Origin of the sequence: Paenibacillus sonchi (assembly GCF_016772475.1) — a bacterium.
GTDB classification, from domain to species: domain Bacteria; phylum Bacillota; class Bacilli; order Paenibacillales; family Paenibacillaceae; genus Paenibacillus_AQ; species Paenibacillus_AQ sonchi.
The window spans coordinates 6,207,153-6,231,760 of record NZ_CP068595.1 but is presented as its reverse complement, the minus strand read 5'-3'; the positions used below and the strand labels follow the sequence as shown (position 1 = coordinate 6,231,760).

Genomic DNA, 24,608 nt, shown 5'->3' with positions numbered 1-24,608 from the left:
AGGTGATATAGATGTCTAAAATTAGAGCCGGACGGGTTGGCGAGCAGATTAAAAAAGAACTCAGCCAGCTGATCCAAAGCGGACTTAAAGACCCGCGCATCGGGTTTGTAACTGTAACGGGCGTTGATGTGACGAACGATTTGTCACAGGCCAAAGTATACCTGAGCGTTTTCGGGGATGAAGAGCAGGTCACAGGTTCCCTAAAGGCGATTGAGAAAGCCAATGGCTTTCTCCGCTCGGAGCTTGGCAAGGCGATCCGCCTGCGCCATACACCTGAGCTGATCTTCAAGATTGATGAATCCGTTGCTTACGGAAGCCATATCGAGAAGCTGCTTGGCGAAATTGGCAAGAATGAAGAAAGCTAGGAATCATAAAGGAGACGGCGAATGCAGAGCTATGAACAAAGTCTCCAGCAGACCCGTAAGTTTCTGCTGGAACACGACGACTATCTTGTAGTGTCGCATATTCAGCCGGACGGAGATGCAGTCAGCTCCACCCTCGCGGTGGGCTGGCTTCTCTCATGTCTGGGCAAAAAATATACTATGCTGAACGAAGGGCCGATCCCGCAGCGGATGGAATACTTATGGCATGCCGGTGAGATTGCCAATCTGGCAGAAGGGGATCTGCCCCGCGAGTACAGCCGTGTCATTTGCGTTGATTGCGCCGATTTTCAGCGTGTAGGCCTGACCCAGCGCCATTTTGCCTCCGATGCCCTCATCGTAAATATTGATCATCATCCTACGAACAACGGTTATGGCTCCGTTAATCTGATTAAGCCTGATGCTGCTGCAACTGCGGAGATTTTATTCGATCTGCTGAAGACATTTGAGGTCGAATGGGATATTGACATTGCGACAGCCCTCTATACCGGACTGCTTACGGATACCGGAGGCTTTCGTTACAGCAATACTTCCCCTAAAGTGATGGCGGCGGTATCTGAGCTGCTTGAGCTTGGTGTCAATGGTCCAATGCTTGCGGAAACGCTGCTGGAGGAGATGACACTGGGACAGGTCAAGGTGCTGAACCGGGCGCTGAGTACTTTGCAGCTCTCCCCGGAAGGCGACATAGCCTGGGTATCCATAACACCTCAGGATATGCTGGATTGCGAAGCCGCAAACGAAGATCTTGAAGGTATCGTTAATTATCCGCGCAATATCCGGGGTGTGGAGGTAGGAATTCTGTTCAAGGTTATTCATGAGCGTGCCGTAAAGGCAAGTTTCCGGTCTGCAGGTAAAGTAGATGTTGCCGCTTTGGCGCAAGTGTTTGGCGGAGGCGGACATACCCGGGCTGCAGGTGCGCGTATCGATGCGACACTGGAAGATGCTATTCCAATGGTGCTTCAGGAGGTCAGACGACATTTATGAGTGAGCTTACAGGTGTGCTGGCTGTCTATAAGCCTGCTGGCTTCACTTCACATGATGTTGTCGCCAAGGCCCGGCGCATTCTCGGCATGAAGCGGATCGGCCACACGGGAACGCTTGATCCTCAAGTGACCGGTGTCCTGCCTCTTTGTCTTGGACGGGCAACGCGTGTCGTGGAATACATCCAGGAACTGCCTAAGGAATATGTAGCCACGCTGCGTCTCGGCTTATCCAGTGATACCGAGGATTTAACCGGAACGATTACGGAAACTGTTGAAGAGGTGCATGTTACGGAAGCCGAAGTACTCGCAGTGCTTAAATCTTTTCAAGGTGTGATTTCTCAGGTTCCACCCATGTATTCCGCTGTCAAGGTTGACGGGAAGCGCCTCTATGAGCTGGCCCGGGAAGGCAAAACCGTTGAGCGTAAGAGCCGTGAAGTGGAAATCTATGAGATTGAAATGACCGGCATGGTCTGGAACGGTAATCATCCGGATGTTACGTTTCGTGTGCTGTGCTCTAAAGGCACATACATCCGTACCCTATGCGTGGATATCGGCCGGGCGCTTGGACTTCCCGGTGTCATGGTGAAGCTTGAGCGGACGATGTCTGCCGGGATATCAGCAAGCCATTGCCTGACCCTGGAACAGATCGCTGAACACAAGGAAGCAGGCACCCTGGAGGCGCATTTGATTGCGGCGGACGAGGCGGTCTCCCATTTGCCCAGACATACAGTGATGGACGGGAAGAAAAAAGCAGCGCTCCAGGGGCAGCGTCTGTCTCTCCGTCATGTGGCGCCTGAGGTAAAGCATAGTGGGCATTTTCGGCTTTATGATGAGCAGGGCGGGTTCCTGGGGATATATGTATTGGAAGAAACCGGAGCTATCGCGCCTGTTAAAGTATTTGCACAAGCTTGACTATTAATTTCATTAGTGAATTGTAGGTGAGAAACAGCGTGAGAACCATAACCTTAAGCTATCCGATACCGCCGGAGACCGCGGCGAAGTGGGCACAGCCGCAAGTGGCTGCCCTGGGTCAGTTTGACGGGCTGCACCGCGGACACGCCAGTGTCATTGCATCCGCTGTTGAACTGGCCCGCAAAGAAGGCGTACCGGCTGCAGTCATGACCTTCCATCCGCATCCCAAGGATGTCATGGGCAAAGGAGATTATGACGGATATTTGACCCCGGCGAAGGACAAGCAGGAGATTCTTGCCGGCATGGGTGTCGATATTTTGTATATTATTGAATTTAACGAGCAGTTGTCCCGGGTAAGTCCGGAGGATTTTGTGTCTGTGATGCTGCTGCCGCTGCAGATTGCAACTGCCGTGGTTGGCTTTGATTTCCGTTTCGGCTATCTGGGCGCAGGTGATCCCGACAGGCTCCGTGAGCTGGGGGATGGGGCGATGAATGTCCTGACTGCTCCTCCGTTCCTGATTGACGGACAGAAGGTAAGCAGCTCCGGGATACGCAAGAGTCTCCAGAATGGTGATCTTACCCTGGCGAATACATGGTTCGGGCGCTGTTATCATCTGCGGGGAACGGTAGTTCATGGAGAGAAGCGCGGACGCACTATAGGTTTTCCCACAGCCAATGTGCAGCTCGAAGACCGGTATGTTGTTCCCGCCAAGGGGGTATATGCGGTCAGAGTCTTCTATAAAGACGAAGTTCTGCACGGGGTAATGAACGTTGGTGTAAAGCCAACCTTCCACGAAGGGGTAACAGCGCCCAGCTTTGAGGTGCATCTGTTTGATTTTGCAGGAGATATCTACGGGCAGGAGCTTAAGGTGGAGCTGGTTTCATACATCCGTCCTGAACGCAAGTTCGACTCCATTGATGCCTTGATCGCGCAGATTGGCGAGGATGCCAACACTGCTAAAAGCCTGCTGGAAGCAGAATCCTGATTCACTGTGGACATGCCGTTTACATTTGTCTTCGAAGATGCTATACTGATTATCGTTGCTGGAATGACAGCATCATAACCTTAGCTTGGTTGCATGTTCTCACCGACGGTGACGAGGCTATTGGCGATTATATTGAAGGAGGTGAACAGGATGGCATTGACTCAAGAACGTAAACATCAATTGATTGACGAGCACAAAACTCATGAATCCGATACAGGATCCCCTGAGGTGCAAGTTGCTATCCTAACGGAGAACATCGTTAATTTGACTGACCACTTGCGTACGCACAAGAAGGATCACCATTCCCGCCGCGGACTGCTGAAGATGGTTGGACAACGTCGTAAACTGCTGGCGTATTTGAAGAACAAAGACATCAGACGTTACAGCGCCCTGATCGAAAAACTGGGATTGCGTCGCTAATTTTCCATAATCATTACCCTAAAGCAGCCTGGTTGTATACCGTATGTCCTTCTTACGAGCGACAGCGGGACAGCCGGGTTGCTTTTTGAAAATTTAGGGAAAACTATTGCAGGCGGCAAGTGGATATGATTTGCACAAAACGGCTATTTAACCTCTGCTTGAGGACAAGCCGTTTTTGCTTGAAAGATAAGATTTTATTAAGCATTATGCTGAAACCTGAGATAGGACAGGCAGGTTTACTACTACTTAAGGAGGGATTTTATGGAAAAACGTGTAGAAATGCAGCTTGGCGGAAGACGCCTTGTGCTGGAAACGGGCCGGCTTGCCAAACAGGCAAATGCTGCAGTCATGGTACGCTATGGTGACACTTCAGTATTGTGTACGGTTACAGCCTCCAGCGAACCCAAAGATCTGGATTTTTTCCCGCTTACAGTGAACTATGAGGAAAGATTATATGCAGTTGGTAAAATTCCCGGAGGTTTCATCAAACGTGAGGGCAGACCCAGCGAAAAAGCGATTCTGTCCAGCCGTCTGACAGACCGTCCGATCCGCCCGCTGTTTCCGGAAGGATTCCGCAACGATGTCCAGGTGCTCAATCTGGTAATGAGCGTGGATCAGGATTGTGCGCCGGATATTGCCTCTATGATTGGTACCTCCGCTGCGCTCAGCATTTCCGATGTGCCGTTTGACGGACCGATCGGCGGTGTGGCTGTGGGCCGGATTAACGGTGAATTTGTCATTAACCCGGACGTTGCGCAGCAAGCGGTGAGCGATATTTATGTAGTCGTAGCCGGAACCAAGGACGCCATCATGATGGTGGAAGCTGAAGCCAATGAAGTGCCAGAAGATGTGATGCTGGAAGCTATCATGTTCGGGCATGATGAAATCCGCAAGATCGTAGCCGTGATTGAAGAACTGGTTGCAGTTGCCGGCAAAGAAAAAATGGCAGTGAAGCTGCACACGGTAAACAGCGAAGTGAACGCAGAAGTCCGCGCTTATGCACAGATCCGTCTGGTGGAAGCTGTAAAAATTGCCGAGAAACATGCCCGCCAGGATGCCATCGACCTGATCAACAATGAAACGGTGGAGTATTTCGCAGAGAAATACATAGAAACACCGGAGCTTCTGAAGGATGTCAAGGAAGTGCTGCATGATATCGTCAAGGATGAAGTAAGACGTCTGATCACACATGACAAGATCCGTCCGGATGGACGCAAGCTGGATGAAATCCGTCCAATCGAATGCGATACGGCTTTGCTGCCGCGCACTCATGGTTCCGGACTCTTCACACGCGGACAGACTCAGATCCTTAGCGTATGTACGCTTGGTGCGCTTGGAGATGTGCAGATTCTGGACGGGATTGATCCGGCCGAAACGAAACGCTTCATGCACCACTACAACTTCCCGCCATTCAGCGTAGGGGAGGCCCGTCCGCTTAGAGCTCCGGGACGCCGCGAGATTGGACACGGGGCCCTTGGGGAACGCGCTTTGTCCAAAGTCATTCCAAGTGAAACTGAATTCCCGTACACGATTCGTCTGGTGTCAGAGGCTATCGAATCCAACGGCTCTACTTCCCAAGCGAGTATTTGCGCCAGCATCTTGGCCATGATGGATGCGGGAGTGCCGATTAAGGCGCCAGTAGCCGGTGTAGCCATGGGTTTGATCAAAGACGGAGAGCATGTCTCGATCCTGACCGATATTCAGGGAATGGAAGATCACCTGGGCGATATGGACTTCAAAGTGGCAGGTACGGCTGAAGGGGTTACAGCGATTCAGATGGACATCAAGATCGCCGGCATTGACCGCAAGATTCTTCAGGATGCGCTGCAGCAGGCCAAAGAAGGACGGATGTTCATCCTGGGTAAAATGATGGAAGCCATCTCCGAGCCTAGACCAAGCCTGTCCAAATACGCTCCAAAAATCATTATCATCAACATCAATCCGGACAAAATCCGTGATGTCATCGGTGCAGGCGGCAAGATCATCAATAAAATCATTGAAGAAACCGGCGTGAAGATCGATATCGAGCAGGATGGCCGGGTCTTCATCGGCTCATCGGACGAAGCGATGATTCAAAAAGCCCGCGGCATTATCGAAGGCATTGTACGTGAAGTGCAGGTCGGTGAAATTTATGTGGGTACCGTCAGACGCATCGAGAAGTTTGGTGCCTTTGTCGAACTGATTCCGGGCAAAGACGGGTTGGTGCATATTTCACAGCTGTCCACAGAACGTGTAGCCAAAGTTGAAGATGTAGTGGCTATCGGCGACACGATTACGGTCAAAGTTACGGAAATCGACCAGCAGGGCCGCGTTAATCTGTCACGCAAAGCAGTGCTCACTTCAGAAGGTGCAGCCAAGGCGTAACATCACCATAAGATTTACCTGAAATGAAATGCATGAACGGGAAGAGACAGAAGCAGTTTTGTTCTGGCTCTTTTTTAAGTTGCAGACATTGGACATATTTTCCTTCATGGATTCATAGGCTGGGACAAAGCGTCTCTGCGCCTGACTTGTGCAGGGACGGACAAATGAACCGTTTCTGCCGGGGAGGAAAGACGTCATGAAGACGGAAAAAGCGGCACTTGTGCTGGCCTGTATTGCTGTGGTGATCGGGATCGGCAGTACATATGGGCCGGTGAAGGAAATGCTGGCCCAGCTTAAGCCGCAGACTGGACTGGCTGTATGGGGCAGGATCTACACGGAAGCCCAGGATGATTTGCGCGCAAGCATCGAGAGTAAGGCCGCCAAGCTGAACAGCCCGCCTGTGGATGCAACCGTTGACCGTGTATGGAAGGCTATACCGGGTTATAACGGGCTGGAAGTGGATGTGGAGGCAACCTACCGGGAGGCCAAGCTAAAGGGGCCTAATGCTGGCTTAAAGCTGCTGTACCGCCAGATTAAACCTAAGGTTTCACTGGATGACCTGGGGGCTCAGCCGATCTACCGGGGCAATCCGGCGAAGCCGATGGTATCGCTGATGATCAATGTGGCCTGGGGCAACCAGTACATTATCCCAATGCTGGACATCTTAGATCAGGAAAAGGTGAAAGTCACCTTTTTTCTGGACGGCAGCTGGCTCAGCCGCAATAAAGAGCTGGCCGCAGAAATGCTGAAGCGCGGGCATGAAATGGAAAATCACGCCTATACCCATCCCAATATGAGCACTTTGAGCAGGGCGCGGGCGACAGCTGAAATCCAGAAAACACAAAACCTGCTCAAAGAGAGCCTGGGAGTGACCAATATCTGGTTTGCGCCTCCATCCGGCGACTTTGACCAGGAGACTGTCGACATTGCCGCCTCGTTGGGGCTGAAAACGGTGCTGTGGACGCTGGATACGGTGGATTGGCGCAATCCTTCACCGGATTCGATCATCTCCAAAATCAGCAGCCAAGCGGAGCCGGGAACCTTGATTCTAATGCACCCGACAGCTTCCTCGTCGCAGGCGCTCCGGGGGATGATCCGGGGAATCCAAGCAAAAGGCCTGCAGCTGGGGACGGTCAGCCAGACGCTCTCGGCAGAGCGTGTGCTGCCCCCGGATGTTGAGTGAGCCGGCTAATTCTGGTAGGATAAGAGGCGCGTATACCAAAATACAGATAGAACCAGGGCTATGCCAGGAGGACTTAGAAGTGGAAAAAATAGTATTGTCAAACGGCCTCAGGGTGGTAACTGAAAAAATTCCCACCGGCCGATCCGTTTCCTTTGGAATATGGGTCAAAACAGGCTCCCGCAATGAGACTCCGCAGAACAACGGGATTTCTCATTTTATTGAGCATATGCTGTTCAAAGGAACCGACCGGTACAGCGCCAAGGATATTGCTGAACAGTTCGACGCTATCGGCGGCAACGTCAATGCGTTTACCTCTAAGGAATATACATGCTATTATGCCAAAGTGCTGGATGAGCATCTGCCGATTGCGGTGGATGTGCTGGCCGATATGTTTTTCCGTTCGCGGATGGACGCCGAAGAGCTGGCGAAGGAGAAAAATGTTATTCTCGAGGAAATCGCCATGTGCGAGGACACACCGGATGATCTGGTGCATGATCTGATGTGCGCTGCAGCTTACGGTGAGCACCCCCTGGCCTATTCCATTCTGGGCCTCAAGGAACGGCTTCAGGAAATGACCCCGGATGATCTCCGGGCTTATATGAAGGCACAATATACGATTGAGAACACAGTGATCAGTGTGGCCGGCAACATCAATGACGGGCTGGAGGAGCTGCTGGAGAAGCACTTCGGCTCTTTTCAGAATCATGGCGGATCCGCAGCGCTGGCTGCACCCGATTTCCATGGCGGGCTGCTGTTCCACCGCAAAAAAACAGAGCAAAACCATATTTGCCTCTCCCTGCCGGGTGTCCAAAGCGGAGGGCCGCTGCAATATCCGATGGTGCTGCTTAACAATGCCATTGGCGGCGGCATGAGCTCGCGGATGTTCCAGGAAATCCGTGAAAAACGAGGGTTGGCCTACTCGGTCTACTCTTACCACAGCTCCCAGGCGGATAGCGGGCTGTTCACGGTATATGCGGGGACTGCGCCGAAGCAGACCAAAGAGGTTACCGAGCTGATCAAAGAAATGATGCATGAGCTTGCCGTCAAGGGACTAAGCGAAGATGAACTGCGAAAAGGCAAGGAGCAGCTCAAAGGCAGCCTGATCCTCAGCCTCGAAAGCACCAGCAGCCGCATGAACCGTATCGGAAAAAACGAGCTGATGCTGGGAAGACATGATACACTGGATGATATGATCGCCAAAATTCAGCAGGTAAGCATGGATGATGTGAACCAGCTGCTGGATCATATGTTTGCGCAGCCGCTCGCTGTGGCGATGGTAGGCGCAACAGACAAAGCTATTGCCAATGTTAGGAGAGATGATCTTGTCTTATTACGTTCAAATTAACAAGCTTTCCGGGAATGAGGATGTGGAGCTGCCCCGTAAAATGTCGGAACAGGCTTCGGGGTATGACCTGTATGCCGCCGTGGGAGAAGCGGTTGTCCTCGCTCCGGGCGAGCGTGCCCTAATCCCCACTGGCATATCGCTGGCCATTCCGGACGGCCTGGAGGCACAAATCCGGCCGCGCAGCGGGCTGGCGCTGAAGCATGGCATTACCTGCCTGAACACACCGGGAACCATCGACGCCGACTACCGGGGAGAGATTAAGGTGCTGCTGATCAATCTCGGACAGGAGCCTTTTGCCATTGCCCGGAATGAACGGATTGCCCAAATGGTTTTCCAGGCTGTACCTTCTGTGACAATGGTCCAGGTGGACGAGCTGTCGGAAACTGAACGTGGTGCCGGCGGCTTTGGCCATACGGGGAAATAACAAGGGCTTCACCGTCCTTTTTTAGGACGGCGTAGCCGTTTCTACTTGAGTCGGCCTTTCGTCGATAGCTGTACACAAAGCTTGCGGAGATACCGTTGCCGGTATTTACCCGCAAGCTTTTTTTTAAAATATAATTGATATGTTTTGGGGGAACTGACTTCCTCCCTATTTAACTGTAATACAGTGTAAAAAAATGTGGATATCTTAAGAAGCCTCACAGGATATACGCAATGCAGAAGGATAGGGCTCCATCCGCGGACTGAAGCGGACAAAAGCGGACCGAGGAGCATTAGCGTTGCATAAACACTGACATTAACCGCAATGACAATTGAATTTAGTGATTATTTTCACAATATATTCAGTCAAGAAGAAAATGAACGACCTTTCTTAAGCTTAGGTCATTGTCATCCATATTATTCCATAACACTCTTTATTTGTTGTTCTTGTTCTGCTCGATACCCGCTTTTTTCTGCTTCCGATCCACGATCCGTTTTTCGTTGACTGCTTTGGTGTAGGCTACTGGATGGTCGAGTGTCGGTGTTCTGCGCTTCGCCCCGGTCTTTCTTCGTCCTTTGGACGTTCGGGTCGGCCTTCGGTTGAGCTCCTGGATGAATTCTTCCCACGTGTGCTCTTTGGCCGCATGAATTCGCAATCGTTTGAGGACTTCCCATTCTGTTTTCTCCGGCGCTTGCGTGTAACGAATGTACAGTGTCAGCGCATGGGCAATCAGAGAGAGGTACAAATGATTTCAGATTCCCTGCGGCTGGGTACTTTGCAAGCGAACCAACCGCAGATGCTGCTTCAGCCACTTAAAAAAGAGTTCGATCAGCCACCGGTGCTTGTATATCTCTGCGATATCTTCGGCGGAGGCCTCCCATTGCGTGGTCACAATTCGGTACAATCGTCCCTTTTCATCCGTAAATTCGACGAGACGAACGCGTTGCTCCATCGCCGTATATCCGCTCCCCATTTGGACGGTGGCGTCCCGCAGGATGCGGCTTCCTTCCGGAACGGGGTGCTCGTGGAGCACATTGGCTTGATGGTGGTCGGCGATGCGCATCACAAAATTCAGCCCACCTTCAATCCAGCGGTCCATCCGCTCGTAGCATACGTACCCGCGATCCAGGACATAGGTGACCTCTTCCTCGTGCAGCAACAGATCCGATCCTTCGTAGTCACTCACATTCCCCGTGGAAGGCACCATGTGCTGAACGAAGGTATGTTCCGGGGAAGTCACCGCGTACGAGACATGAATTTTAACGCCGCAGCGGTCCCGCGTCACCCGGGCCCAGTCAGACAAAAAGGCAGGAAGTTTCAAGCAACTGGCATCCACAAGAAGTAACCGCCCGACTCGCTGAAGCAGCCCGCTCGAGGCAGGACGGGACAGGTTTTTGATAAGATGGGTTAGGGCATAAAACAGATGTTCCAGCAAGGCCGTAGGCAACTGATTCATCCGCCGGCTGACCTGTGAAGCACTAATGCTTGGAAGCCCTGAGGAGTTCCTGCAGATCAGGGGAAGCGTCGAGCTGCCACGCATACTCGCGGTAGGATTCCCAGCGCAAAAGATGAGCGGTTACCGAAAGCTGCAATAGTGCGAGGGTACGCAGCTTTTTTACCCCATAGTCCAAAGGGACGCAAGTGGGGGACAAGGTAGGCAATAAAGAAAGGCATTGACGAATGACGGTCATTTTAGGTATGTTATCCATGGTGAGTCTCCTTTTGTAAAGTTGGGGTTGGATAACGACCTACATCTTTACAATAGGGGATTTTTCAGTTTATGCCCATGAAAATAAAATAAAATTTCACAAATATAGTTAATTTATCTAAATCAAATGTTGTGGGAGCTTTTATGCAACGCTAGTGACCGAGGAGCCCTTATTTTGCCAAAAACCTTACTTTTTCAGCAGTTACGGACTCAGGAGCCGTGAGCGACCGAGCTAGGTTGCATGGTTTAGCGGGTGTGAACCCCGCTTGGTAAGATGGAAGCCACATCACCAATACCGAGTCTTGGGCTGTCTGCAGTAACGCAGAGTGCTAAGCGTAGACAGGAAGGTAGTAGGCCTGAAAGTGATAGAGCTCCGAAAAGGAGTACGTTGGGAAGGCCGACGGTTTACGGCTACTGGAAGGCAACATGTGATCACGCGGAAAAAAAATGGCGAGTGTGACCACGCTTCCCCGGAGTCAGAGAGCCAGGCATGCTGACCAATGACCATGCAGCAACTCGGGAGACCCTGCGGCTCTTTCGCGACGGAGTACTATTTAGGAAAAGTGCGAGAGTATGCCTGCCAACCGATCAAAAGGAAGAAAGGCAAATGGTGCGCAGGGAGTCGGACCGACTCGTAGTACCGAAGAAACCGGGTAATGCTGGTGGAGGGAAGGAGAAGGCAGGAAACCGATCTGAGAGAGGGAAACATCGACTACACACGGAGGTAGAGAAGCGATGGATACGAAACTATCCAGAATAGCAGAAGTAGCAAGAAACCGACCGAAAGAGCGGATGACATCACTGGTCCATCTGTTAGATAAACAGAGGCTATGGGATTGTCATCTGGAGATGCAAGGAGATAAAGCGGCAGGAGTGGACGGTGTAACGAAAGCCGAATACGAAAGAGAGCTGGAGTCCAATCTGGAAGACCTCCTCTCGCGTATGAAGCGGCAGGCGTACAAACCGAAACCATCAAGGCGGACGTACATTCCGAAGGAAAACGGCAACAAACGCCCGCTCGGCATTCCCTCCTACGAAGACAAGCTCGTCCAGAAAGCCATGAGCCAGATATTGAACGCGATTTATGAAGAGAAGTTCTTACCCTGCTCCTACGGGTTTCGACCCGGAAGAAGCCAACACCAAGCCTTGCAGGCACTAGATCGACTTATCATGAAACAAGGCGTGCGCTACATTGTGGATGTAGACATTAGGGGATTCTTCAACTATGTCGATCATGAATGGCTTAGACAATTTCTGGAACATGACATCGCAGACCCAAACTTCTTGCGACTCATCGGGCGCTTCTTGAAAGGTGGCGTAATGGAAGAAGGGTTCTACCAAGAAACAGAGGAAGGCACGCCACAGGGTGGCAATCTGTCTCCCCTACTTGGGAATGTGTACCTCCACTATGTGTTAGACCTGTGGTTCGAGATCGAAATCAAGGGGAAGCGATGCCGGGGAAAAGCAGGGATGGTGAGGTTTGCTGATGATTTTGTGTGTGGCTTTGAGCGGGAAGAAGAGGCGAAGGCGTTCTACGAGGCACTGGAGGAGCGAATGGGAAAGTTCAATCTGACGATTGCGGAAGAGAAAACGAAGCTGATCCGTTTCGGATATGGTGCGGAAGTGGACTGTAAACGAGCCGGGTTGACCAAGCCGGCGACCTTCGACTTCCTGGGGTTCCGCCACATCTGGGGTAGAGGGAAAAGCGGAAAGTACCGACTCCTACGCAAAACAAGTCCAAAGAAGTTTCGACTGCGGGTAAAGGAGATTACGCAGTGGGCTCGTCAGAACCGACACCAGCCAGAGGGGATGTTCGTGGACAGCGTACGGAGGAAACTAAGAGGTCATTACCAATACTATGGCGTGTCAGACAACTGGCACGGGATCTCCCGCTACTACAGTCTGGTGTTAAATGCGATATGGAAATGGCGTAACCGACGGAGTCAGAAACGAACATTCACGCTGGAGAAGTTCAAAGCCTTCCTCGCCGAAATCCGCTGCCAAAGCCTCGCATCACGGTCAACTTGTATGCAACTGTGAATGGTAACTTGAAGAGCCGTATGCCTTAATTGGGCACGTACGGATCTGTGAGGGGTAAGGGGGCAATCCGGGATAGGAAAGCGCCCCCGCCTACTCGACTATATCGTTCGATGGAGACTGGAATAAAGGGGAAAGGGAGAAATAAAGGCATCTGAGTCCCTAGTCCTGCGGAATAGGCAAATTTTCTATCCATAATGGCTCTCCTGTCCGTAACGGCTGCGGAAAGATCGCGAAGGAATAGGGCATCCGCCTTTACCGGCTTCTTCGCAGGTGTTAGTTGGAAAAAGGGAACTTATTTTTCCGAAAATTAAGAAATCCTGAGAATGAAGTGGAAAAAAGTAAACTTAATTGGGCCACATTTCTGCTCCAATGGTGAAATGAGCTGAATTAGTGTCCCTTTTTCCACTTCATCTGCCCGAGGGTAGGGTACTCCGGCAAATTAGTTAACCTTTTTCCACTTAAAGAGTTGCGTAGGATTCATGGGGAGTCGTTCTCCAGGTAACGCTAGAACCAAGACGGCTGCGCTGTCTCATTGAGGACCGCACAGCCGTTTCTGTTCGCTGTTTTTTCCATGATGTACCCGGGTGCCCATTATTTCTTCTCCGCTCATCACCCATCCGCAGCCTGCGGCATAAGATGCTCTATAGTCGATAGTGTATGTGGAAAGGAGCGTCAACCCTATGCTTACTGGCATCAGGATCGTGTTCCTGGGCGGGGACGCGAGACAGATTGAAGTGATTCGGAAATGTGTGGAAATGGATGCTACGGTAAGCGCTGCCGGGTTCGACAAGTGGGATGCCCCAAGCCCGGGGGTAAGCCTGGAACACATGTCGGCAGAGCTGCTGAGCCGCGCGGATGTGCTGGTGCTGCCAACGGTGGGGTGTGATGATGAAGGCAATATCAATGCCCTCTTGTCAACGGAGCGCCTGCAGCTGCTGGAGGAACATATCGCCGCGCTTCCGCCAAGCTGTATGGTCTATACCGGCATGGCCAAAAGCTACTTGCGCGGCCTGTGCGACAAATATTCACTGAAGCTGGTGGAGCTGCTGAGCAGGGACGATGTGGCGATCTACAACTCCATTCCTACAGCAGAGGGAGCATTGGTTATGGCCATTCAGAATACGGATTTTACAATCCATGGCTCTACCTCAATGGTTCTGGGCATGGGCAGAACAGGGTTTACAATGGCCAGAGTGCTGCAGGGACTCGGTTCCAACGTGAAGGTGGGAGTAAGAAAACAGGAGCATTACGCACGGGCCGAGGAGATGGGCTGGAAGCCCTTTATGACTGGAGAGCTGGTGGCGCATGCGCCGGAGGCGGATCTTATTTTCAACACCATCCCTAGTATGATTATCACCGCACAAGTGTTATCGCGTCTTCCCAGACACTGTGTAATTATCGATCTGGCTTCCGCCCCGGGCGGGTGTGATTTCCGCTATGCGGAAAAACGCGGGATCAAGGCCATGCTGGCACCGGGACTGCCCGGAGTCGTTGCTCCCAAAAGCGCCGGAATCATTATGGCGGGCGCGCTGGTACAGTCGATATCGGACGAGACTTTTAACAGGGGGGACGTTTAATGGATTGGCATGGAAAAACAGTAGGTTATGCGATGACCGGCTCACACTGCACGTTTGCCGAGGTAATGCCGCAGATTCAGCGGTTTATGGAGGGCGGAGCCAATGTGGTGCCGATTGTGTCCGCATCCGTGCTGAATACGGACACCCGCTTTGGCACATCGGAAAATTGGCTAAAACAGTTGAAAGAAATAACAGGGAATGATATCATTTCTACAATTGTTGAAGCGGAACCGCTGGGTCCTTCCAAGCTGCTGGATGTGCTGACTATTGCACCCTGCACGGGGAATACGACAAGTAAATTGGCTAACGCCATGACCGACAGCCCCGTGCTGATGGCCGCCAAAGCGCAGCTGCGCAACAGCCGTCCGCTGGTGCTGGCAATCTCCACCAATGATGGACTTGGCCTGAATGCGGCGAATATCGCGAAGCTTCTGGTTGCGAAGAACATTTATTTCGTTCCGTTCGGCCAGGATAATCCGCAGGGCAAGCCGAATTCGCTTGTGGCCCAGATGGACCTCATTCCCGAAGCCTGCTTTGCGGCTTTGCAGGGCCAACAGCTGCAGCCGATGATTATCGAACGGTTTCATTCAGCATAGACATATGTTTCATGCAGGCACTCTGACCATACAGGTATACATCTGCCGTCCTCATTTCCGGGGGCGGTTCAACACTTTATTCAGCTATCTGAATACAGAACCGCACAGGCGGATTCTTTCCATTTACATTATGGATGGAGTGTGTACGTATTAGCGTGCTTGCTTAGAGAAGTAATGGAGGAATTATACATGGGTATTTTGGTGCAAAAATTTGGCGGAACCTCACTCTCCACACCAGCGGCCAGAGAACACGTGATCCGTCATGTCAAACGTGAACTGGCCAGCGGCTTCAGTCTGGTCGTGGTCGTATCGGCCATGGGGCGCAAAGGTGAACCTTATGCGACAGATACATTGCTGGACTGGGCGGTACAGAACGGGGATGCTCTGCCGAGCCGGGAGAAGGATCTTCTGATGTGCTGCGGAGAGATTATTTCTGCCACAACCCTGTGCGGCTTACTGGAGCATGAGGGTGTCCCGGCAACCGTGCTGACAGGAGCACAGGCCGGTTTTCTGACCGATAACAACTACGGCAACGCCCGGATTCTGGATGTGCGGACCGAACGTATTCTACGCGAACTGCGCGAACACAAAGTAGTGATTGTAACCGGGTTCCAGGGGCAGACCGAAGCCGGTGATTTTACGACCCTGGGACGCGGCGGAAGTGACACTTCGGCTACGGCGCTGGGCGCTGCGCTGCGGGCGGATATGGTCGATATCTATACAGATGTGGACGGCATCCTGACCGCTGATCCGCGGATTGTTGAGGATGCGAAGCAGCTGTCTTATGTCAGCTATACCGAAATCTGCAACATGGCTTATCAAGGCGCCAAGGTCATTCATCCCCGTGCTGTCGAGATTGCCATGCAGGCACAGATTCCTGTACGTGTCCGGTCTACCTTCTCTGAAGCCGAAGGCACGCTCGTGACCCACCCGGAGGGGTTCAGCGATGTCTCCCATGGAGTGGTTGACCGCTTTGTCACGGGGATCGCTTATGTCAGCAATGTTACCCAGATCTCCGTGGAATGTCCGGAGGGCAATGGTACCGGTGTGCAGCTGCAGATTTTTAAAAGCATGGCCGACAACGGCATCAGTGTGGATTTCATCAATGTAACGCCAACTGAAGCGCTGTATACGGTGAACGATGACAAGTCGGAGCAAGCGATTGCTGCACTTCAGGAGCTGGGGCTGCGTCCTTCGAGCCTGTCCGGCTGCGCCAAGGTCTCGGTTATCGGAGGCGGGATCAACGGGGTTCCGGGCATCATGGCCCGCATCGTTGAAGCGCTTAGCTCGCAGAATATTCAGATTCTCCAGTCTGCCGATTCCAATACAACCATCTGGGTGCTGGTCAAAAAGGAAGATATGGTGCAGTCGCTGCGCGCGCTGCATGCCAAATTTGAATTACACCGCTGACAAGGAGGAATTCAAAGTGGACTTCGGAAGATTAATCACCGCTATGGTAACCCCCTTTGACAGATCCGGCGAAATCAATTGGGAAGCTACCTCACGTTTGATTGACTATCTTATTGAGCAAAAGAAATCTGAAGCGCTGGTGGTCTGCGGGACGACGGGGGAATCCCCTACCTTAAGCGATGAGGAGAAGCTGGAGTTATTCGCTTATGTGCTGAAGAAGGCCGCAGGCCGCTGCAAAATCATCGCCGGAACAGGCACCAACAGCACCAGACATTCCATTCATCTGACGAAGGAAGCGGAGAAGATCGGTGTGGACGGTGTGCTTCTCGTTGTGCCCTATTACAACAAGCCGAATCAGGAAGGGCTGTACCGGCATTTTGCTGCCATCGCAGGGGAGACAGAGCTGCCTGTTATTCTCTATAATGTGCCCAGCCGGACCAGCGTCAGCATGAGCGCAGCCACAACACTGAGGCTTGCCGGGATTCCGAACATCGTGGCAACCAAGGAATGCCAGTCCGTGGATCAGATTACACAGATTGTTTCAGCCTGCCCCGCTGATTTCCGTGTGTATTCAGGAGATGATTCCGCCGGACTGGCTGCACTTGCTGTCGGGGGCTACGGCATAATCAGTGTTGCCAGCCATGTGGTTGGCGAGCAGATGGCAGAGATGATTCAAGCTTATTTCTCGGGGAACGTCCAAAGGGCAGGTGAACTTCACCGCAACCTGTTCCCGGTGTTCAAGGGGCTGTTTGAATGTCCGCAGCCGCTTCCGAATCCCTCTGCCGTCAAGTATGCGCTTGGCCTCCGTGGTGTGGATGTAGGTACGGTACGGCTCCCGCTGGTATCTCCTACAGAAGAAGAAGCATCATTTATTGCTGCGCTGCTGGAGTAGCGCATTTACGTTCCATCCATAATCAGATTTAAGCCGGTATTCCTTGTCAAAGGGGTGCCGGTTTTTGTATATTTTGTGTCAAAATTATTAACGCAGTATTAAGTTTTAGCCTTGAAATTAAGGTAAGAAAAGGGTTACCGGGTCGATGACTTGTCTTTTGCCAAAAAAATCATGTATAATGTCATTAAGTGACTGGGTGCGGTTAAAATTAAATATGCGGTAATCTTCCGTCAATGTATTTTTACATTGTGAGACAGGATAGGTCCTTGAATAAGTCTGTGCTAATGTTGCCGGATTTTCGCGCAAGGGGCGCGTGCAGTGAGTTTTGACGGAAGTTTTCCGCTCAAGAAGGGTTTCACTGCCCGATTTCAGGAATTTTCGCAGTGCGAAATTATACAGACTTATGGAATTTTCTTGTTGATCGTGGAAGCTATCAGCAATTTGAAGATGTGTTCAGCGCCGCTGAGATAATGGAGCTTATGGTTTGCAAATAAAAGTATGACGTCCAACATCATAGGAGGGTTAGATTCATTTGTCCAAAAAAAACAACAACGATAAATTGACGATTTTCGCTTTGGGCGGAGTCGGAGAGATCGGAAAAAACATGTATGTGGTACAATACGGAAACGATATTGTGGTCGTGGATGCGGGACTTAAGTTCCCGGAAGAGGATATGCTCGGGATTGACATTGTCATTCCTGACATCTCTTACTTAACAGAGAACCGTGACAAAGTCAGAGGTATCGTTCTTACCCACGGACACGAAGATCACATTGGCGGGTTATCGTATGTGCTTAAGAACCTGAATGTTCCGGTTTACGGAACAAGACTTACGCTGGGCCTTGTAGAGAACAAGCTCAAGGAAGCGAATCTGCTCGGCGAAACCAAACGGATTCTGATTAATGAGGATTCTGAAATTGAACTGGGCAGCTCACTCAAAGTAACTTTCTTTAGAACGAATCATAGTATTCCCGACTCGGTCGGCGTATGCATCGAGACACCGGAAGGCAATGTTGTTCACACTGGTGACTTCAAATTTGACCATACCCCAGTTAATGGCCAGTTTGCCAACCTGCACCGGATGGCTGAAATCGGGCAAAAAGGGGTGCTTGCGCTCATGTCAGACAGCACAAATGCGGAGAAGCCGGGCTTCACTCCTTCGGAGAAGAATGTCGGCATCGTGCTGGAGGACATTTTCCGCAAAGCTGAACAGCGTGTGGTGGTTGCAACCTTCGCTTCCAACGTGCACCGCATCCAGCAGGTAGTGAATGCGGCTGAATCGACTGGACGCAAGATTACCGTTATCGGGCGCAGTATGGTCAATGTCGTGTCCATTGCTTCCGAGCTTGGGTATCTTCACGTTCCCGACGGCATGCTGATTGAACCGGAAGAAATGAACAGAATGGCCGGCAACCGCGTAGTGGTATTGTGCACAGGCAGCCAGGGCGAGCCTATGTCGGCGCTTACCCGTATGGCGCGCTCCAGTCACCGCAAGGTTGATATTCTGCCGGGCGACACCGTAATTATTGCGGCAACTCCGGTACCAGGCAATGAGAAGTATGTCGGCCGTACCATCGATGAACTGTTCCGGCTGGGCGCCAACGTGATCTACAGCGGGTCCAATTCCGGTGTTCACGTATCGGGACACGGCAGCCAGGAAGAACTGAAGCTTATGCTCAACCTGATGAAACCGAAATACTTCCTTCCCATTCACGGTGAATTCCGGATGCAGCGCAGACATGCACTGCTTGCCGAATCCGTAGGTGTAGAACCCGCGAACATCTTCATTACCGAACTGGGTGAAGTGATTGAGATTTCCGGCGGTTCAGCACGCAGAGCCGGCAAGGTAACAGCAGGCAACGTGCTGATTGACGGACTTGGTGTTGGGGATGTAGGCAACATTGTATTGCGTGACCGCAAGCTGCTGTCCCAGGATGGTATTCTTGTAGTGGTTGTGACGCTGAGCAAGCAGAATGGCGCTATTGTTTCCGGACCGGATATTATCTCCCGCGGCTTTGTATATGTACGGGAATCCGAAGGGCTTCTGGACGAAGCTAACCGGATCGTATCCGGCACACTGCAGCGCCTGATGAGCGAGAAGGTCAATGAATGGGCTTCTCTGAAGACAAGCGTTAAGGATTCACTCGGCCGTTTCCTCTATGAGCAGACACGCCGCAGACCGATGATCCTTCCGATCATCATGGAAGTGTAATCAAGAAGCAAGCTTCTTAGTAAATAAATACGCAGGGCCAAAAGCCCCTTCTCCCCGGAAATATTGGACGGTTTCCAGGGGGAAGGGGTTTTTGCATGTTTATAATAGTGGACAAATATTAAGACTGGGTGCATAAGGAAGTCCCCTGAAATGTCATACTAACCAGAGCTAGTATGGCTGCAGCCGCGAGTGCTGCAAGCAAAAAGGGAGCGCTGCGAACATATGGAAGGAACTGAAGGGACAAATGTCGGCACAAATGAGGAAGTTCTCCCGGATGGGGTGAAACCGCAAACCAGCGAGCCGGTTCTTCCGGGAACGGCAGGAATGGTGAAAGAGCTGGGTCAGACCGCTGTGCCCACCGGTGAGCCGGATATTTTCTGCATAACCGTTATCGGACAGATTGAGGGGCATTTTGTGCTGCCTCCGCATAATAAAACCACCAAATACGAACATATTATTCCACAGCTGGTTGCCGCCGAGCAGAGCAAAACGATCAAAGGCCTGCTGATTATTCTGAATACTGTAGGCGGTGATGTTGAGGCCGGGCTTGCGATTGCGGAGATGATCGCTTCGCTGTCGAAGCCTACGGTGACTGTGGTCATTGGCGGAGGACACAGCATCGGAGTGCCGATTGCAGTAGCCTCCAGCTACTCCCTCATTGCCGAGAGTGCGACGATGACGATTCATCCGATTCGTATGAACGGCCTGGTGATCGGGGTACCGCAGACTTTTGAATATATGGAGCGGATGCAAGAGAGGATGGTGAGGTTTGTAACCTCTCATTCACGGATATCCGAACAGCAGTTCAAGGATCTGATGTTCCGTACCGGTGAGCTGAACCGGGATATCGGTACGGCAGTCAGCGGTTATGATGCAGTCAAGTACGGACTGATGGATGAGGTAGGCGGAATCGGTGCAGCGCTGTCCCGGTTGAACGGAATGATTGCCGGTGAGACAGGGCAGCCGCCGGAACAGGTTATGCAGGGAGGGCTTACCCAATGACCTTGTATACTGTTATTCCGCTGGAACAAGTATTTGAAGGGGCAGTCAGCTTCATGGAGCCGCTGGAGGAGGTCAGCTTTCAAGGGCTGCTGATGCAGGTGGAACCGCTGGACCGCGGACGGGCGCGTATCGTCAGGCTGCTGGATTGTCCGCTGGAAAAGTATCTGGACCCGGCATTTTCACCGGGAGCCATCATCAGCTGGAAATAAAATAACATTCCCCCCCCCCCGGAAACTTTGGCAGGAAATGCGAACAACATGCAGAAAGATGCATTTTCTGACAAAAGAGAACATAGGTACGCCACGCCATTATATGGTATAATATTGTTCCGGGGGTGGCTGTTGTGGCTAAACGAAGAAAGAAAAAGAAAAAGGCGCTGCTTGGCAGCGTTTTAAAATATGAAATCTACGGGATAATGCTGATTACAATCTCCGTCATCGCATTATCCGGTGAGGCAGCGGTAGGGCGCTCCCTCTCGAATATGTCAGGCTATTTATTCGGCAGATTCTATTTTGTGCTGCCGCTGGTAGGTATTTTTTATGGATTGATGGTCATGATTCACCGGAGGTGGCCTTCCAAATGGACAAGCCGCCATTCCGGTGCGCTGCTGCTGGTGCTGTCCATGTGCCTGATGAGCACGATTTCGGCCATGGAGCAGAAATTAGGCCCTTTATCGATGCTTCATCCCGGCAATGTGCTGGCCCAAATACATAATGATCTGTCAGGCTCGCTGTCATCCGGTGCAGGCGGCAGTGAGGTATACATGCTGGGCAAGGATATCAGCGGAGGATACGTGGGGGCATTGGAATACGCGGCATTGCTGTGGCTGTTCGGCAGTCTGGGCGCCAAGCTGCTGATGATCGTCATGCTGGCGATCAGCTTTATGCTAATCACGAACCTCTCCTATGTAGAACTGTTTACCTTGCTGCGGGTCCGGGTAGTGAAGCTGGCAGAAGGCATCCGGCAGAAGGCCGCCAACCGGCCGGCTGCGGTTCCGGTAGCCTCCAGACCTGGCAGAACCGGAAGGACGGCTGCTCCACAGCCTGTGCAGGATGACGACGATGAGGATGAGGACGATCAGCAGCTTCCAAGCCGCAGCCAGCCGCAGTTCCTGCGGAGAATCGGGGGCTGGTTCAGCGGAGCGTCAAGGAATGGACAGCCTGCCGGCGAAGCCCATTCGGCGGATGAAGAGGCAGATGTGGTGCTGGGCGGCACACCTTCCGATCCTATTATCTCGGGGTTCTCCGCAGGAGATCTGTCAACGCTGGACGATGATGAAGATTATTTGGGAGATGATATGGAGCCTGTTACTCCGATTATTCGTGATTTCTTCGAGCATATCCGCGCGGAAGGCTTGAATGCGGAGGATCGCGAAGAGTGGAGCGAATTTTCTCCTGCGGCGCGCAGTGGAGCGGTCAGGGAAGCCGTTTCGGGGACACCTCCGGTTAACGGAGGTGTCCCGGCTGAGGAAGCGGGGCCGGAAGAGGATCTGGCACCGCTTGAACTGGACGGGCTGCTGGATTCGGGGAGGGCGGAGAACAAGTTCCCGTACCGCTGCCTCCTCCGCCCAAGCCGTACAAGCTGCCGCCTTTCCGGCTTTTGGCTAAGCCTAACAGCGGAGGCAAGTCCGGTGACCAGAATGATTACATGCAGACGGCACGCAAGCTGGAAGCCACGCTGGAGAGCTTTGGCGTGCGGGCGAAGGTGCTAGAGGTGGTTAGAGGACCAGCGGTTACAAGGTACGAGATTCAACCGGATATCGGGGTCAAGGTCAGCCGCATTGTGAATCTGACGGATGATATAGCACTGGCCCTGGCGGCGAAGGATATCCGTATGGAGGCGCCTATTCCAGGTAAGTCTGCCATCGGGATTGAAGTGCCTAATCCGGAAGTGTCGGTCGTAACCATGCGCGAGGTCATGGAGACCCAGATTTTCCAGGATGCCGAATCCAGATTATCGATTGCCTTCGGGCGGGATATTTCCGGGCAGACGATTGTCGGCAATCTGGCCAAGATGCCCCATCTCCTTGTAGCGGGAGCAACGGGCTCCGGGAAGTCTGTCTGCATTAACGGGATTATTACCAGTATTTTATATAAGGCCAAACCGAATGAGGTTAAGTTTCTGATGGTTGACCCCAAGATGGTTGAGCTTAATGTGTATAACGGAATTCCTCATCTGCTCGCTCCGGTCGTCACAGATCCCAAGCGGGCCAGCCTGGCGCTGAAGAAAATTGTGGTTGAAATGGAGAAAAGATATGAACTCTTCTCCAAATCGGGCACACGCAATGTGGAAGGCTACAATAATCTGATGAAGGATAACCCGGCTGCGGTGCTGCCCTATATTGTTGTGATCGTGGACGAGCTTGCCGATCTAATGATGGTTGCAGCTAATGATGTCGAGGACGCGATCTGCCGCCTGGCGCAAATGGCCCGTGCAGCAGGCATCCACTTAATCATTGCAACCCAGCGTCCGTCCGTCGATGTCATCACTGGACTTATCAAGGCTAATATTCCTTCACGTATTGCGTTTGGAGTGTCCTCTAACGTCGATTCGCGGACCATCCTGGATATGCCGGGAGCGGAAAAGCTGCTGGGTCGGGGCGATATGCTCTTCCTGCCTATGGGCGCATCGAAGCCGATACGCGTTCAGGGTGCTTTTATGAGCGATCAGGAAGTGGAAACGATTGTCCAGTATGTCAGCAGCCAGGGGGAAGCCAATTACGACGAGTCCATTGTCCCTGAAGTGGATGACATGGTGACTGAAGACGATGAGCCGCAGGATGAATTGTACGAGCAGGCGGTGCAGATTGTGCTGGAAGCGAAGCAGGCTTCTGTATCGCTGCTTCAGCGGCGCATGCGTGTCGGTTATACCCGCGCTGCCCGGCTGATCGATGCCATGGAGGCCCGGAGTGTGATCGGTCCATACGAGGGCAGTAAACCTCGCGAGGTGTTGATGTCTCTTGAGCAGTACCAGCATAACCGGATTAGCTCTTAACTAATCCTTTTACTTTTTCGGGATCAAGCCCCTTTCCTTATTGGAAGGGGGTTTGTTGTGTTCCCAGGCTAACTGGATTGACCGGGACAGCTTGTTTCGAAGCCGGTAATGCATAGGATGCCCTGCCAGTCGTCATAATAACTTTAGCCATCCATGCAGAACTTACAAGAGAAAGGTAGAGCGATCCCCAATGAAAAAGCATACGCAATGGATATTTGCCGCACTAACCCTTGCACTGGCAGCTGCGCCGTTCACAGCTATACTCCTCAAGGAACCAGGTGCAGTCTACGCGAATCAGAATAATCATACATCTGTAATGACGGAGGGCACTGTGCCGGAGGAGGAGGCGCTGCCTGTATTCGGGACAACCCCGCTTAAGGTGGGTTCTTCCGGACAGGATGTCTACGAGCTGCAGGGCAGACTCAAGCATCTCGGATATTATGCGGGTGCCATAGACAGCCAATTCGGGGCGAAAACCAGAAATGCCGTTACCTGGTTCCAGTGGAAATTCGGGATGAAGGCTGATGGTATTGTCGGGGCCAAAACAAAGCTGAAGCTCTATAACGCCACCAAAGCCTGGAGGCCTACAGAACCGTCAACCAGCACTGCCAATAAGACGCAAGGCAACGGGAACACCGGAGCCTCAAATGGGGGCAACACGAATACAGCCGAGCTTAGCTCGGGCAACACCATGGGGCTGTCGGAGAATGATCTCAGAATTATGGCCAATGCGGTATATGGCGAGTCGCGCGGTGAACCGTTTGAAGGCCAGGTCGCAGTAGCCGCAGTGATTCTGAACCGTGTGAAATCACCAAACTTCCCGAATACACCTTCCGGTGTGATTTTTCAGCCGGGCGCCTTCACCGCGGTGGCGGATGGACAGATTTATCTTGAACCGAATGAACAGGCGCGCAAGGCGGTGCAGCAGGCGCTTAACGGGTGGGACCCTTCCGGCGGCTGCATTTATTACTTCAATCCGAAGACAGCCACCTCCAAATGGATTTGGAGCCGTCCGCAGGTGAAAACCATCGGCGAGCATATTTTTTGCATGTAGCCGGCAATACGCAGTGCCATACAAGACAAAAATCGACCAAGAGCAACCGGCAGCCTGCTTCCGGTTGCTTCCTTACTTTGGAATGGTTTAGAATGGATAATACTTCATAAACTTGTTGTATTGAGTGTG

General features: G+C 52.1%; 21 protein-coding genes and 1 pseudogene. 19 read left to right on the top strand and 3 right to left on the bottom strand.

Translation table 11 applies throughout. The features are described from left to right. Nucleotides 1–11: 11 nt before the first annotated feature. The 9 genes from rbfA to dut all read left to right on the top strand — a co-directional run bounded on the left by rbfA (nt 12) and on the right by dut (nt 8,997). Complete coding sequence (gene rbfA / locus JI735_RS27895) at nt 12–365, top strand: 30S ribosome-binding factor RbfA (RefSeq protein ID WP_020434078.1); 354 nt, start codon at nt 12–14, stop codon at nt 363–365. A gap of 21 nt (nt 366–386) precedes the next feature. Beyond that, nucleotides 387–1,364, top strand: coding sequence for a DHH family phosphoesterase (locus JI735_RS27890; protein WP_039836601.1), 978 nt, complete (start codon nt 387–389; stop codon nt 1,362–1,364). Then, on the top strand, nt 1,361–2,275 hold the full coding sequence (gene truB, locus JI735_RS27885) for a tRNA pseudouridine(55) synthase TruB (RefSeq protein WP_039836602.1): 915 nt from the start codon (nt 1,361–1,363) through the stop codon (nt 2,273–2,275). The genes JI735_RS27890 and truB overlap by 4 nt, the downstream gene beginning before the upstream one ends. A 38-nt stretch (nt 2,276–2,313) precedes the next feature. Then, nucleotides 2,314–3,261, top strand: coding sequence for a bifunctional riboflavin kinase/FAD synthetase (locus tag JI735_RS27880; RefSeq protein WP_039836603.1), 948 nt, complete (start codon nt 2,314–2,316; stop codon nt 3,259–3,261). 150 nt (nt 3,262–3,411) lie between these two features. Further along, a complete protein-coding gene (gene rpsO, locus JI735_RS27875; RefSeq protein WP_019910460.1) occupies nt 3,412–3,681 on the top strand; it encodes a 30S ribosomal protein S15 in 270 nt (89 codons plus the stop codon). Nucleotides 3,682–3,942: 261 nt separating this feature from the next. Further along, a complete protein-coding gene (gene pnp / locus JI735_RS27870) occupies nt 3,943–6,045 on the top strand; it encodes a polyribonucleotide nucleotidyltransferase (RefSeq protein ID WP_039836605.1) in 2,103 nt (700 codons plus the stop codon). 196 nt (nt 6,046–6,241) lie between these two features. Then, complete coding sequence (locus JI735_RS27865; RefSeq protein WP_039836607.1) at nt 6,242–7,228, top strand: polysaccharide deacetylase family protein; 987 nt, start codon at nt 6,242–6,244, stop codon at nt 7,226–7,228. A gap of 79 nt (nt 7,229–7,307) precedes the next feature. After that, a complete protein-coding gene (locus JI735_RS27860; RefSeq protein ID WP_039836608.1) occupies nt 7,308–8,573 on the top strand; it encodes a M16 family metallopeptidase in 1,266 nt (421 codons plus the stop codon). After that, nucleotides 8,551–8,997: a dUTP diphosphatase gene (gene dut / locus JI735_RS27855; RefSeq protein ID WP_202676642.1), complete on the top strand. Its 447-nt coding sequence runs from the start codon at nt 8,551–8,553 to the stop codon at nt 8,995–8,997. Before JI735_RS27860 ends, dut begins: the two co-directional genes overlap by 23 nt. A gap of 430 nt (nt 8,998–9,427) precedes the next feature. Here dut and JI735_RS27850 read toward each other — a convergent pair whose 3' ends face one another. From JI735_RS27850 to JI735_RS27840, 3 genes are read right to left on the bottom strand one after another with little or no spacing between them, the layout of a single operon-like run. Beyond that, entirely contained in the window at nt 9,428–9,739 is a 312-nt protein-coding gene (locus JI735_RS27850; protein WP_202676641.1) for a hypothetical protein, read from the bottom strand. Nucleotides 9,740–9,745: 6 nt separating this feature from the next. After that, the gene (locus JI735_RS27845) at nt 9,746–10,534 is read right to left on the bottom strand and encodes an IS4 family transposase (RefSeq protein ID WP_202676640.1); all 789 of its coding nucleotides are present in this window, start codon (nt 10,532–10,534) and stop codon (nt 9,746–9,748) included. After that, nucleotides 10,473–10,703, bottom strand: a complete 231-nt coding sequence (locus JI735_RS27840) for a hypothetical protein (protein WP_202676639.1) — start codon at nt 10,701–10,703, stop codon at nt 10,473–10,475. Before JI735_RS27840 ends, JI735_RS27845 begins: the two co-directional genes overlap by 62 nt. Nucleotides 10,704–11,437: 734 nt before the next feature. Here JI735_RS27840 and ltrA point away from each other — a divergent pair. The 10 genes and pseudogenes from ltrA (at nt 11,438) to sleB (ending at nt 24,479) form a co-directional block, all read left to right on the top strand. Further along, the gene (ltrA, locus tag JI735_RS27835; RefSeq protein WP_233476086.1) at nt 11,438–12,742 is read left to right on the top strand and encodes a group II intron reverse transcriptase/maturase; all 1,305 of its coding nucleotides are present in this window, start codon (nt 11,438–11,440) and stop codon (nt 12,740–12,742) included. A 680-nt stretch (nt 12,743–13,422) separates the two neighbouring features. Further along, complete coding sequence (gene dpsA / locus JI735_RS27830) at nt 13,423–14,319, top strand: dipicolinate synthase subunit DpsA (RefSeq protein WP_039834579.1); 897 nt, start codon at nt 13,423–13,425, stop codon at nt 14,317–14,319. Next, nucleotides 14,319–14,915, top strand: coding sequence for a dipicolinate synthase subunit B (locus tag JI735_RS27825; RefSeq protein ID WP_039834580.1), 597 nt, complete (start codon nt 14,319–14,321; stop codon nt 14,913–14,915). The genes dpsA and JI735_RS27825 overlap by 1 nt, the downstream gene beginning before the upstream one ends. 189 nt (nt 14,916–15,104) lie before the next feature. Continuing rightward, entirely contained in the window at nt 15,105–16,325 is a 1,221-nt protein-coding gene (gene dapG, locus JI735_RS27820; RefSeq protein ID WP_020428025.1) for an aspartate kinase, read from the top strand. 16 nt (nt 16,326–16,341) lie between these two features. Further along, entirely contained in the window at nt 16,342–17,217 is an 876-nt protein-coding gene (gene dapA / locus JI735_RS27815) for a 4-hydroxy-tetrahydrodipicolinate synthase (protein ID WP_039834581.1), read from the top strand. A 532-nt stretch (nt 17,218–17,749) separates the two neighbouring features. Beyond that, nucleotides 17,750–19,429, top strand: coding sequence for a ribonuclease J (locus tag JI735_RS27810; protein WP_039834582.1), 1,680 nt, complete (start codon nt 17,750–17,752; stop codon nt 19,427–19,429). Between the two features lie 222 nt (nt 19,430–19,651). Next, entirely contained in the window at nt 19,652–20,431 is a 780-nt protein-coding gene (locus tag JI735_RS27805) for a ClpP family protease (protein ID WP_039834583.1), read from the top strand. Next, nucleotides 20,428–20,640, top strand: a complete 213-nt coding sequence (locus JI735_RS27800) for a YlzJ-like family protein (RefSeq protein ID WP_020428018.1) — start codon at nt 20,428–20,430, stop codon at nt 20,638–20,640. Before JI735_RS27805 ends, JI735_RS27800 begins: the two co-directional genes overlap by 4 nt. A gap of 134 nt (nt 20,641–20,774) precedes the next feature. Then, nucleotides 20,775–23,425, top strand: a pseudogene (locus tag JI735_RS37545) (FtsK/SpoIIIE family DNA translocase). A 190-nt stretch (nt 23,426–23,615) separates the two neighbouring features. Next, entirely contained in the window at nt 23,616–24,479 is an 864-nt protein-coding gene (gene sleB, locus JI735_RS27790) for a spore cortex-lytic enzyme (RefSeq protein WP_039834586.1), read from the top strand. Nucleotides 24,480–24,608 lie beyond the last annotated feature (129 nt).